Annotated in this window: 9 protein-coding genes; 6 read left to right on the forward strand and 3 right to left on the reverse strand. The window is 48.4% G+C overall.

Features of this window, described 5'->3' with window-relative positions:
* The first annotated feature begins 107 nt into the window (after positions 1-107).
* Positions 108-2,018, forward strand: a complete 1,911-nt coding sequence (locus VV869_RS16740; RefSeq protein WP_337736160.1) for a bifunctional metallophosphatase/5'-nucleotidase — start codon at positions 108-110, stop codon at positions 2,016-2,018.
* Between the two features lie 99 nt (positions 2,019-2,117).
* Here VV869_RS16740 and VV869_RS16745 read toward each other — a convergent pair whose 3' ends face one another.
* Complete coding sequence (locus VV869_RS16745) at positions 2,118-2,507, reverse strand: hypothetical protein (RefSeq protein ID WP_337736064.1); 390 nt, start codon at positions 2,505-2,507, stop codon at positions 2,118-2,120.
* 146 nt (positions 2,508-2,653) lie between these two features.
* A complete protein-coding gene (locus VV869_RS16750; protein ID WP_337736065.1) occupies positions 2,654-2,941 on the reverse strand; it encodes a hypothetical protein in 288 nt (95 codons plus the stop codon).
* Between the two features lie 536 nt (positions 2,942-3,477).
* Between VV869_RS16750 and VV869_RS16755 the strand changes: the two genes are divergently transcribed.
* From VV869_RS16755 to VV869_RS16770, 4 genes are all read left to right on the forward strand, one after another.
* A complete protein-coding gene (locus VV869_RS16755) occupies positions 3,478-4,020 on the forward strand; it encodes a carboxymuconolactone decarboxylase family protein (protein ID WP_337736066.1) in 543 nt (180 codons plus the stop codon).
* A gap of 21 nt (positions 4,021-4,041) precedes the next feature.
* A complete protein-coding gene (locus VV869_RS16760; RefSeq protein WP_337736067.1) occupies positions 4,042-4,617 on the forward strand; it encodes a TetR/AcrR family transcriptional regulator in 576 nt (191 codons plus the stop codon).
* A 532-nt stretch (positions 4,618-5,149) separates the two neighbouring features.
* Complete coding sequence (locus VV869_RS16765; protein WP_337736068.1) at positions 5,150-6,556, forward strand: amidohydrolase; 1,407 nt, start codon at positions 5,150-5,152, stop codon at positions 6,554-6,556.
* A gap of 408 nt (positions 6,557-6,964) precedes the next feature.
* Positions 6,965-8,500 carry a YfcC family protein gene (locus VV869_RS16770; RefSeq protein WP_337736069.1) on the forward strand — a complete coding sequence of 512 codons (1,536 nt, stop codon included), beginning with the start codon at positions 6,965-6,967 and terminating at the stop codon, positions 8,498-8,500.
* A 74-nt stretch (positions 8,501-8,574) separates the two neighbouring features.
* On the opposite strand, the gene VV869_RS16775 is transcribed toward VV869_RS16770, so the two are convergent.
* On the reverse strand, positions 8,575-8,976 hold the full coding sequence (locus VV869_RS16775; RefSeq protein WP_337736070.1) for an aegerolysin family protein: 402 nt from the start codon (positions 8,974-8,976) through the stop codon (positions 8,575-8,577).
* A 585-nt stretch (positions 8,977-9,561) separates the two neighbouring features.
* On the opposite strand from VV869_RS16775, the gene VV869_RS16780 reads away from it, so the two are divergent.
* The gene (locus VV869_RS16780; protein ID WP_337736071.1) at positions 9,562-12,384 is read left to right on the forward strand and encodes a thrombospondin type 3 repeat-containing protein; all 2,823 of its coding nucleotides are present in this window, start codon (positions 9,562-9,564) and stop codon (positions 12,382-12,384) included.
* Positions 12,385-12,423: the final 39 nt, after the last annotated feature.

A 12,423-nucleotide genomic window follows, 5' to 3' on the forward strand; every position in this document is an offset into this window, starting at 1 on the left:
AAACTTATTCCATTCATTGCACTTCATTAGTGACATCGATCACCAAAACAACTCAGGGTAAAATTTAGAATCGTCACTCTAATTTTCAATGACAACATTAGTGAATGATGAAAAGACAATTCTTAGCCTCTGCCATCTGCCTCTCTCTTGCCGGACATGCCTTCGCCGCAGACGGTGACATCGTTGATGTCACGATTCTGGGGACTTCAGATATTCACGGCCATTTCATGCCGTGGGATTACGCCAGTGACAAACTCAATCTGCGTGGAAGCCTGAGCCAGATTGCCACCAAGGTGAAATCGATTCGTGAAGATCGGGACAATGTGATCCTGGTTGATGCCGGTGACACCATTCAGGGCAACTTTGTCGAAACGTTCAAAGATGAGCCGGTTGACCCGATGATGCTGGGCTTCAATGAAATGGACTACGATATTTGGGTGCTGGGCAACCATGAGTTTGACTTCGGCCTCAACGTCCTGAATCGTTCGCTCACCCAGTTCAAAGGCACGTCTCTGGCTGGCAACATTAAGCGTCCCGACGGCAATCCTTTCCTGCCGGCTTACAAGATCATTGAAAAACAAGGGGTCAAAATCGGTGTCATTGGCATGGATACACCGATGACCCAAGTTTTCGCTGAAGGTACGAATCGCCTCGAAGGCATGACCTTTACCAACCCTTCACTTGAAGTGAAAAAGGTCATCCAGCAGATTGACGATCAGGTTGATGCCATTGTGCTGGTCGCACATATGGGGATCGACAACGAAAACAACATCGAAGCCACCGGGGTCCGTGACATTGCCAATGCCAATCCGGAACTGGATGCGATTGTCGCCGGCCATATGCACACCCTCATCGACAAAGCGACCATCAACGGCGTAATTATCACCGAGCCGGACAAATACGGCCGTGCCCTTTCCCGTATCGATTTGCAGTTTGAAGAAAGAAACGGCCAGTTTACGTTGGTCAACAAAGATAGCTACACCTACAAAATCAAAGGCACGGCTTCCGACGCGAAAATGGAAGAGCTCTATGCGCCCTACCATCAACGCCTGCGTGAGAATGCCAACCGTATCGTGGCTGAACTTTCCGGTGTTGATTTAGTGCCCGAAAATGAAATGAAGGGGATCCCTCAGGTTCATATTCAGGACACTGGTATTAGCGCACTGTTCCAGGAAACCAGTATGCACTATGCACCTAAGGCCAACGTGATTGCCCTGCAGATTGATAACGACCAGGCTGAACTGGATGTCGGTCAGATCAAAGCCAAAGATATCGCCTACAACTACCAGTATGCCGGCGGCGAAATCACGGTTTACGAAATGACAGGCAAAGCGCTGAAAACCTACATGGAATGGTCTGCCGGTTATTTTAACCGTGTGAAGGAAGGCGATGTGACGTACAGCTTTAACCCTGAGCGCCGCGCATCCAAGTATTCAACCAATGACTTTTTCGCCGGGGTGACCTACACCATTGACCTGACCGAACCTGCGGGCCAACGCATCAAGTCATTGCAATTTGCTGATGGCAAGCGCATCACGGACACCACTCCAATCCGCATCGGGATGAACAGCTACCGGATGGGGCATCTGACCAAAGCAGGCGGCGTACTTGAAGGACGTGATTTCCCGGTGCTGTTCGATACCGAAGCTGAATACGGCGAAGAGGCCGGCACGATTCGTAATCTGACGATCCGTTACCTGACTGAAGTGAAACACGGCAAGTACGAAGGTAAACCGATGCACCGTTGGGCACTGAGCGGACTGGCCGGTTTCGAGCAGGAGCGCAACATCGTGAAAACGCTGATCAACGAAGGGAAGATTTCAGTCCCAAGCAGCCAAGACGGTCGCTATACCAACATTGCATCGATTAACGTCAAAGATAAGATCTTTGCCACCCACGATGCGTTCAAACGCTATCTTGACGCTATGGAGCAAAAGCTAAGCCAAACGTCTGATGATGCCGAGAAACAGCACATTGAGCGTGAGATCATCATTGCGAAAGCACTGAACCAAGCTTAAGCAAAACCCAAAACCAAAAGCCTCCGTGAATGCGGAGGCTTTTTTGTGTTGACGACAGATATCCAGACTTGCTGAAGTGAACTGATGAAATCCGCTGTTTCACTCTTCAGATTTCAGCGATTGTAAGATGCCTTTTTCTATCGCGGCCCGGCCTTCGATACTTTGCAACGGCGTCACCTGCCATGAAAAGACGCCCCATGCTGGAATATCCCGCAGCATCTGGTCGACTTCATCATGACTGTCAGCTTCGACAATCAGATAGAACGTCCGTGAACCAAGCGGCAGACCGCCAGCGACGATTTTCTTCTTTTTCTTCAGTTCGATGAGGTAATCAAACGTCGGCATAATCCCGTTTTCAAGCACCTTGATCACTTCTTTGGGCTCGGCAAAGCCCGGTCCTTCCGTCGTCGATACCAAGAACAGCTCTGCTGATGCTGGCACTGAAAAACAGATACTTAACAACAAACCACCTAATCTCTTCACATTCATGATGGACTCCTGATGTTCGTTTGCTGTCTAAGCATAGATGACCGGTGCCAGTGTGAGGAAAAGCACGACAAAACTGTACGCAAAAAAAAAAGAGCCAACATCGTTGGCTCTTTCTGTATCAGAGGGTTTGACCCGGGTAATGATGGTTATTTTCCACCATCCATGATGTAATTCACCGCTTTCGCACCGGCTGCTGCCATCTGGGTCATGGCGTTCGAAGTGGCCTGCATTTGCGTCGCGCCGGTATGCGTAAACTCACGCACCTGCAGCTTGGACAGCGTCGACAGATCGCGCAGACCGTCCAGGTTCAGGCTTTGTGCCGAGGAGCTGGTTGTCTGATCCGCAACTTTCGGGTCAACACGATCACGGTACGGAGATGGCAAAATACCGTCAGCCGAAGCAGCCTGAGTTTTATTGTTTTCTTCTGACATCATCGATTCCCTTTTATTCAGTTGTGCGTGAATTCAACAAGTGATGAAACGACAGATAACATCCATCCCCATCACTCTTACCTCTTACCTCTTACCTCTTACCTCTTACCTCTTACCTCTTAAAGAGGATGATACTGTTCTCAGTAATATTGATCGATTACACATCATTACACGCCCTGGGTCAGAGCCCCAAAATGCACAGCTAACAACGGCAAATCACCAAACGGCAGATCCGACCTTCATTCAACACACTCAACATACCCCCCCTCTTTAAAGTTAAATTTATCAACGAACAAGTGTTGCTAATGGACTTGCTCAACTAAGTTACCATCGGTATAGTTATCAAAAATTACCAATGGTAACTTGGCCAAATAATACAGATCTTTTACCGATGTAAGGGCGTGTACCGTTGGATTGTGATGGGTCGTGACAAGATCAATGCTTTCCGGTGCATGCACTGCACCCCTGATATTTCAAATCTAAATATTCGATCTCAGTTTCGGATGACCGGTGTCAGCACAGTAAGAAAAAAGGAATGAATGATGGAAAAGTTTAACCTGAGAACAACCCAAACCGCAGACAAGCTAGCTGCCCCTATCCTGACGGAATTTAAGGAAAAATACGGTATCATCCCGAACTTTTTTGCTGCCCTGGGTATCGACGGCGCGAGCCTGAGTGGTTACCTGGATTTTGAGAAAACGATTGAAGACTTCGGGAGCCTAACCGAGCGCCAGCGCGAGCTGATCTCACTCAGTGTGGCAAACTATAACCAATGTCATTACTGCGTTTGTGGCCATACTTTTTCCGCCAAGAAAATTGGGCTATCATCGGAAGAATGTGCTGATGCCCAGCAGGCAATTGCTGATCATCCACTGGAGCAGGCCATATTATCACTGTCTCGCGCGATTCTTGAGAAGAAAGGCAATCTGAGCCAGGTCGATATTGAGACCGCTATGTTTCATGGGTTGACGGAAAGTCAGATCCTCCAGGTTTGCTCCTGGACAGCATTAAATACATTTAGCAATTGGGTCAATAATATCACCCAACCGAAGATCGACTTCCCGAAAGTTGATTTCGCATAACCGAAGAAAGGAAAAGCCAAATTGAAGTCTCGTTTTAAAAAGGAAGAACGTTATAACCAGCTTCTGGATTTGGCTATTGAAATTGTGAGAGATCAGGGCACGGACGCCCTGACTCTAATCAGCCTCGCAAAGAAAGCGGGGGTGACGAAACCCATCACCTACAACCATTTTTCAAACCGCCAGCTATTGCTGTTTTCCCTTTATCGTCGGTGTGATGAAGCGCTGTCATCGCAAATGGATCACTTGATCACGAACCAGTCGAACAACTTAAAAGATGCCGTGACCGTGTACGTCTCTTCATATATCAACTGCATCGAAACAAACGGGAAACTCTATGACGACATCGTTTCGGCGTTAAAAGCCTACCCTGAGTACGCAAGCGTCGAAAACGATATCCGGGACTACTACTGCCATGTGATAGAGAAAACCTTTTCCCCCTTTGTTGTACCCGATGGCTACAAACTGACCAAGCTGAAGCTGATTTCTATTTTCAGCATTACCGAATCGTTAGGGAGTTATTTGAAAGAAAACCCGCAAAACAAAGATGAGCTCATCGATGAAGCCGTCAAGATCATCTTAAGCATCTGCAACCGCTAAGGCGATTCCTGATTCACTCCCCTTTCCTCAAAAGAGCCGACTTGTGCAGAGCCCCCAACGTCAACTTCTCATTGAAGCCGACCGCGTAGAGATGCCTAGTTCAAGTTGAGGAGGAGAACGACGATGTTTAAGGGCGCCTGTTCCCCCACTGCCGAAGTCTCGTATAAAGTAAACACATCCAAATCAGTGACGCCGTCACAGTTTAAATCTGATAAATAAAGACCATAGTCCCCGGCTGCGGCTGAGCAATCAACGCCTTTACTGATCAGCCACAAGGCGGTGTTGGAGATGTTCCGGAATGGTGCCTGTCCATTTAATAAAGGACATCAGCAATCCAGCAAAATGAGCAGATATTCCACAGCGCAAACGTTCATCCACCCCAAATAGCGCTGTTTTTAGACAGAAAAAATTTTAAATCCGACCATAAAGGTGACCCTAATCACATTTAAGTGGGTAATTATATAATACTCATTTTCAAGACATGATCTAAGCGTATCATCAGCGTACCGTTATCGTTTTTTGGTAGTCATTGATGTTTAAGAAAACACTTATTGCCGTCTCTTTAGCCGCGACTTCTCTCGCCAGCACATCAGCACTTGCGCTCGAAAAAGTCGACCTGCTGATCAAAAATGCCACTGTCCTGACCATGGATCAGAAGAAAACTGTTTTCGACAATGGATTGGTTGCCGTGAAGGAAAATAAAATCTTCGCCGTTACCGACGGCTCTGATGTCAAAGATTACCTGGCCGAAAAAGTCATTGATGCCAATGGCGATATCGTATTGCCGGGGCTGATCAATACCCACACCCATGTTTCAATGACGGTCTTCCGCTCAATGGCCGACGATGTACCCGATCGTCTGCACCGCTACATCTTTCCGCTTGAAAAGAAACTGGTCTCCCGTGACATGGTCCGTATCGGGGCGCAACTGGGTAATGTCGAAATGATCAAAGGCGGTGTCACGACCTATGCCGACATGTACTATTTCGAGGATGAAGTTGCCAAGACCGTCGATCAGATCGGCATGCGTGCCGTGCTGGGCGAAACCGTGATCAAGTTCCCGGTTGCCGATGCTGCCAATGCCGACGAAGGCATCCAGTACGCGCTGGACTTTATCAAAGAATATAAAGATCACCCTCGAATTACACCGGCTTTTGCCCCGCATGCCCCTTACACCAATACCACCGAAACACTGCAGAAAATCACCAAGCTTTCGCTGGAGCACGACGTACCGGTCATGATCCACCTTGCCGAGTCAGAGCGAGAAAATCAGGTGATCGCCGAGCGGAGCGGCGGTAAAACACCTGTCGGTTATATGGCCGATATCGGCGCGCTCACCCCAAACCTTGTCGGTGCTCATATGATCAATGTTGACGACAATGATATTGCCCTGCTGAAAAAACATGATGTCGGTATTGCGCACAACATGAGTGCCAATATTAAATCTGCCAAGGGGGTGTCGCCGGCACTGAAAATGTTCGACGATGGTCTTCGTATCGGCTTGGGCACTGACGGACCCATGTCAGGAAATACCATCAGTACTATCGATGAATTTAACCAGGTTGCCAAAGTACACAAACTGGTGAACAAAAACCGCGCAGCCATGCCACCAGTAAAAGTCATTGAAATGGCGACTATCGGTGCCGCCCGTGCCCTTCACATGGAAGACACCATTGGCTCGCTGGAAACCGGCAAGCTGGCTGATATCATCATCATCGATACAAAAGCACCGAACATGGTACCGGTTTACAACCCGTACTCTGCGCTGGTCTACTCAGCCTATGCAACAAACGTCAAACACACCATTGTTGACGGTAAGCTGCTGATGGAAGACCGTAAAATGCTCACTGTCGATGAAGATGCCATTCGCGAAGAAGCGTTGAAGTTCGCCGACAAAGTACGCAAGACCGTGGTAGAAAGCGGCGAAGTTGTCCAATAACCGTTTTGCCTGCCAAATAACCGGCAAAAGAGACATCGAATCAGGGCGGTCGCAATACCGCCCTTTCTTTTGTCACCCTCGCACGATTTATGTTTAAAACACGCTCCGTGGTCGGTTGAATGGGATCTGTCCATTTAACACATGGCGTCAGCCCATTGAATTGGCTTCGTTGGTTTCCATTCCCCACCTCCCTTTGGTGTTTAAAGTTTGCTCGCAGTCTCAAATTTGTTGCGCCTGACACTCGAAAGATTCCAATTGTGACATTCGGCCGATTTTTAACGAAAACTTACAATAAAATACCATTTGCAAACAATTAAAAAGACTTAATTGCCATAGATTTCATTTTCACCCACACAAGAAACTAGGTTGATCATTCAAATTCCAGTCTAATCGACTAAGGGGGTTGTTATGAGTACCACTGGAGCGACTGCCGTCAGAGCGACAAAGAAGAAACTCAGCTTTCCTTCCGCATATACCGTCTTGTTTTGCGTTGCTGCCCTGGTAGCCATGCTGACTTGGTTTGTTGATGCCGGCGTCTACAACAAACTGTCCTATCAGGGTGAAAGCTTTATGATCACCTATTCGGACGGGCGTACAGAAACGTTACCCGCGACGCAAGAAACACTAGACGACATTGGCATTAAGGCCGATCTGGAAAAATTCGTCAACGGCGACATCTATAAGCCCGTCGGTATCCCCAACTCCTACACCACCGTCGATCCGAACCCGCAGGGGCTCATGGCTCTATTCAAAGCCCCGATCCAAGGCATGTATCAATCCATTGATGTCGTGTTCTTCGTGCTGGTGATTGGCGGGTTCATCGGTATCGTCAATCACTCAGGTGCATTCGGCGCGGGGATAAACCGCCTGTCACAGGTGATGACGGGTCGGGAAAAGTGGCTCATTGTCATCGTCACGGCCCTGATTGCACTGGGCGGAACAAGCTTTGGCATGGCTGAAGAAACCATTGCTTTCTACCCGATCCTCGTGCCCATTTTCATTGCCGCAGGCTACGACGCGATTGTCGCCCTGGCCGCCATTTATCTAGGATCGTCCATCGGGACCATGTGCTCAACGGTCAACCCGTTCAGTACCATCATTGCTTCAAATGCCGCCGGGATAAACTGGACGCTGGGTTTAAGCTCTCGTATGGCGTTGCTGGTTGCCGGTACTTTGGTCTGCATGTTGTACATCATCCGCTACGCGCAACGGGTGAAAGCGGATCCAACCCAGTCGCTGATTTACGACCAGAAACAAGAGATAGAAGCGCGTTTCCTGAAAAACATCGATACCAGTGCATCGGCAGCGAAACTCGAGAAACGTCACACGATCATTCTGACCCTGTTCGCCAGTACCTTCTTCATTATGGTGTACGGTGTCTCCGGCCTGGGCTGGTGGTTTGAAGAAATGACCACCCTGTTCTTCGTCTCTGCTATCGTGATAGCGCTGGTTGACCGGATCCCGGAAAAAGAGTTCGTGCACGAGTTTATTCAGGGTGCCAATGACTTGCTCGGTGTCGCCCTCATTATCGCAATTGCCCGCGGTGTCACCGTATTGATGGATGGCGGCATGATCAGCGACTCCATCCTTCATGCCAGCGCCAATATGGTGGAGGGAATGGATAAAGGCCTGTTTATTGTAGTGATGATGTTCCTGTTCGCAGGCGTGTCGTTCTTCGTCCCTTCTTCATCCGGTTTGGCGGTGCTGTCGATGCCCATCATGGCACCATTAGCCGATGTGGTCGGTATCCCACGGGACAACATTGTCAGCTCGTATCAATTTGGGATGGGGCTCATGGCCTTCATTACCCCAACCGGTTTGGTACTTGCCTCGCTGGCCATGGTCAATGTCACCTTCGATAAATGGTTACGGTTCGTGATGCCGCTCCTTGGCATTCTTGTTGCGATGGCAGCCGCGACCTTGCTGATCAGCGTTTATATCTAATCCTACCTTGGTATAAAAAAGGCTACCGCGAGGTAGCCTTACTTTGCCTTGGCAAAAATAGCCAGGTAACACCATTAGTTCTTCTTGTATACAGTAATATTCACCAAACCAATGGCACCAGAATGAAGGTTACCACCACTCACTTCGGTGATATATTGATTGTTACTTTTTTCCCATTTGGTTTGGTTATCTTTGGATCCCCATGGGCAATCCCAATAAAACTTACCAATTTCAACGTTGCCGTCATATAGTTTAATTGATCCTTCTGTACCCGATGCAGAATCTGAACGCCCGCATGCAGCAATCACTTTGATTTCTTTAGGTTCAATCTTGGTGCCATTGACATCCTTGATCGATAATTCAGAGTCCTTGTCATCATACTCGTAAAATTTCCCCCACTCTAATTTTGCGCCATCGACAGTAAGAGTAAAGTTCTCGGGGTTGATTGCGATTTGAATATTCTGTGCATATGCCATTTGACTGTCCTTTGCTAATTTTATCGGTCGTGTTTGTTTGCAGTTCAATACTACAACCCATCAACAAAAATGCTATTACAGCCGATTACACGAACCCCGCAATACTTTATAAGAATCAATTAAACAGGCATCCAAATAAATAGAAATCTTATTCTGCAATAAGTCTGAACCACTAAATTAATATCTTTCTCTTCATTCCAAAACCTACTGTATTTGCCAGGAATACAATTACGACACGCCCCCAGAATGCTCACCAGAACACTCACCATAATACGAAATACAATTTACAAAACAGTAAGATACGATAATTCATAGCAAGTAATTAGGCTACAAGATCAAGTGGGGTATATGGCGAGCAGATTTCAACTTCACCTACCCATTTAACGCCGAATGCTTATTCTTAAAATTTATGGATAATAATTTTATTGGCCGACACATGCCTGATATCACAGATTTTTAACTGGTTGTATCAGTTTTTTGAAGTGTGCCGAGAGTTGAATATGCCGCTCATCCTTTCTAATTGAGTAATCGGTAAAATTCGCTTCGCGAAGTAAGTTGAATACTAATAACTCATAGGAAAAGGTTATGAACAAAAGCCAGGTTGCTTTGGCGATATCGACGGTACTGATTCTGTCCGGTTGTGGTGGCGGCGGTGGTGGCACTAGCGCTGATCAAAAAGGCGCAGTCCCCGTAGATCAACCAACTCCGGAAGTCACAACGCCAACCACGGTTTCAAAGGTCAACCTGCAGGTCGCGGTAAGTGATACTGCCGCACTGCAGAACGCGACGGTGTGGCTGGAGAAGAAGAACCAGCGAAACAACCAGCCGGATGCGGATGAACTGCGTGCCGTAACCGATCAAGATGGTCGCGTCACGTTTGACAGTGTACCGATGACAGAGCTGGATAACTATGTCTTGATGGCCGAAGTGATCGCCGGAAAAACTTCTCATCAGGGGCGCAATGCCGTCCATGGCAACTACCTGATGTCCGCGCCGCTTACGACTTCACAGGTGACAACATACACCGAAAAATCAACTGCCAGTACACGCTCACATCAGGTTGAGTTGAATCCACTGACAAGCCTGATCGAGTTACACCTGCTTCAGGCGCAACAAGAAGGCAAAACACTGACCATTGATGAAGTGGCAGAGAAAGTGGCGTTAAGTCTTGGCCTGGCTGAAGGCAGTGGTACTGCGCTTCTCACCAGTTATGCAGAAGTTTCTGAAGCAAGCGAGGGAACAACTCAGAAACTTCGCCAAGCCGCTTCATCGCTGGTTTACTCAAATGCGCTGGCAGGATCAGCCGATGATTTCGTTGCAAAGTTGTCCCAATTGATCAGTAACGCGGAAAAAATTACGGCTGCTCTGAAAAATGCAGCAGGCAATGAAATTGTCCTGTTGGAGGCAACCGATAACCTGCGAACGATCAGTACACTGGACAGTGACAACGACGGTGTCATGGATGAACTGGACGCATTCCCGAATGATAACACGGAATGGTTTGATACCGACGGCGATGGAATCGGAAATAATGCCGATGACGACGATGATAACGATGGTACATCAGATACCGTCGACCCTTATCCGATGAAACCAAAAGATGTTGCTGACACTGACGGTGATGGTATCAGTGATCAAGATGATTCTGATGATGACAATGACACGGTGCCGGATGAGAAAGATGCTTTCCCACTGGACGCCACAGAATCGACTGATGCGGATGGCGACGGCATTGGCGATAACCGTGATACCGATGATGATAACGATGGCGTCTCAGATAGCGAAGATGCTTTCCCGCTTGATAGTTCGGAGCAACTAGATACGGATCAGGATGGTATCGGCAACCACACCGATAAAGATGACGACAATGATGGCTATGAGGATGAGCAGGATAATGCGCCATTACAAGCACTGAAGACTCCCATGACGCTGAGTGCCTGTGTTGCCAGCCTGCCGGCACTGGACGGAGAGAGTCTGAGTGTATCCGACCGACCAAACAGCCGTCTCTACCAGATATCGCGAAAAATGGCGACATCCGGAGATATTCAGGATTACACCCAAAGTGAAATTGATGTTGGTATCTGGACGGGGCTACCGACAGGCCAGCTGGCGGATCGGGACATCAAAGTCACCCAAATTGCAGGGTATACTCCTGGGGCCGAGTTTGATGATGATCATCCGACATTCGAGCATGAATACACGGATGCGCACACCGGAGAGTATCTGGGTAGCCGCGAGACTTTCCGTAACTGGTGGTCGGTCAATGTAGACAGTAGTCCGTATGTTGATCCGGAGTTGGGCAAAGTTACCCCAAGGTGGATTGATCGGCTAGACAAGCATGCGCCTGACACCCCCGTTCGTCATGAGAACCTGACCACCGAGTATCTAGGCAAAGAGATTATCGAAACAGCGTTCGGGCTGCGTGAAGTCTGCGTGGTTCAGCAGTCAACAGAAATGATGTTATTGAATAACCAGGATGCTCAGGAAGACAACCATTTCCCTGTGGCAAAAGTGGTCGAGCAACGGAAGCAGTTTCTGGACATTGATAACCTGGCACAGCGTGTTGAGGTCAGTTATCTGGAATACGATCCCGTAGCGACAGACAGCATCTCCTGGGGTTACACGGATTACACCAAAGCGCTGGTTGGCGCCATTGTCGATAATAACTTGTTTGGCCGCGACCCTGTCACGGAACGAGGTTCGCCAGTGGATCAGCCGGTCAGCCTGGCTCAATGTCTGGCCGGGTTGCCGGATAGCGGTTATACCGTGAGTCCGAATGAAAAAATAACCTATTTAGTCGATCGTTTTGATTCACAAGATTTGAGCACGCGCCTCGGCCTCTTTACCCTAATCCCGCAGGCCGGTGAAAATGCCAGCTGGCGTGGGCATGAGGGCCTGAGTCAATCTGTGATCCACGGGCACTTCGACCAAGGGACGTACAGTTTTAAAAAGGTGTATTACAGTAACGCCGCGGGCGAGATGGTTGGTTTCGAAGCCACGGAAAATGCGGGGGATACCATTGTATGGGGCCAGTATGTAGAAGAGATGAAGCCGTGGTCAGCGGTTGCTGGCGCGTACTTCCTGCCGGAAGTCTCATACACACGCGGATTGTTACTCGGCGATCATCCTGAACGCCATCGCTTCGAGCAAGTGACCAGCACGGTGTTCTCCGGTCGTGTGCTCGAGTGGGACAAGGTGACGGAGTCGTATAGCATACCGGCCTGTGAAATCAACCGCCGCCGGGAAGTCAGCTTCTATCAGAAAGATGGCCAACCGGTACTGGATTATTACGGTGAACCTCTAATTGAGATTACAGACGAAAGAGACACTTATGATAATCATGGTTTGATCTACCGTAGCCGTCTTCACAGTTATACCAGCTACCACGAGACCTGGAATCGAGGTTAAGGTTCGAAGTTAAGGATCAAAGTTATCGACTAAGATCAG

Origin of the sequence: Photobacterium sp. MCCC 1A19761 (assembly GCF_037389125.1) — a bacterium.
GTDB lineage: Bacteria > Pseudomonadota > Gammaproteobacteria > Enterobacterales > Vibrionaceae > Photobacterium.

What these genes read in the sequence shown, in the direction of transcription:
- VV869_RS16740 (WP_337736160.1), top strand. Translation starts at nt 108, where the DNA reads ATGAAAAGACAATTCTTAGCCTCTGCCATCTGCCTCTCTCTTGCCGGA.
- VV869_RS16745 (WP_337736064.1), bottom strand. Translation starts at nt 2,507, where the DNA reads ATGAATGTGAAGAGATTAGGTGGTTTGTTGTTAAGTATCTGTTTTTCA.
- VV869_RS16750 (WP_337736065.1), bottom strand. Translation starts at nt 2,941, where the DNA reads ATGATGTCAGAAGAAAACAATAAAACTCAGGCTGCTTCGGCTGACGGT.
- VV869_RS16755 (WP_337736066.1), top strand. Translation starts at nt 3,478, where the DNA reads ATGATGGAAAAGTTTAACCTGAGAACAACCCAAACCGCAGACAAGCTA.
- VV869_RS16765 (WP_337736068.1), top strand. Translation starts at nt 5,150, where the DNA reads ATGTTTAAGAAAACACTTATTGCCGTCTCTTTAGCCGCGACTTCTCTC.
- VV869_RS16770 (WP_337736069.1), top strand. Translation starts at nt 6,965, where the DNA reads ATGAGTACCACTGGAGCGACTGCCGTCAGAGCGACAAAGAAGAAACTC.
- VV869_RS16775 (WP_337736070.1), bottom strand. Translation starts at nt 8,976, where the DNA reads ATGGCATATGCACAGAATATTCAAATCGCAATCAACCCCGAGAACTTT.
- VV869_RS16780 (WP_337736071.1), top strand. Translation starts at nt 9,562, where the DNA reads ATGAACAAAAGCCAGGTTGCTTTGGCGATATCGACGGTACTGATTCTG.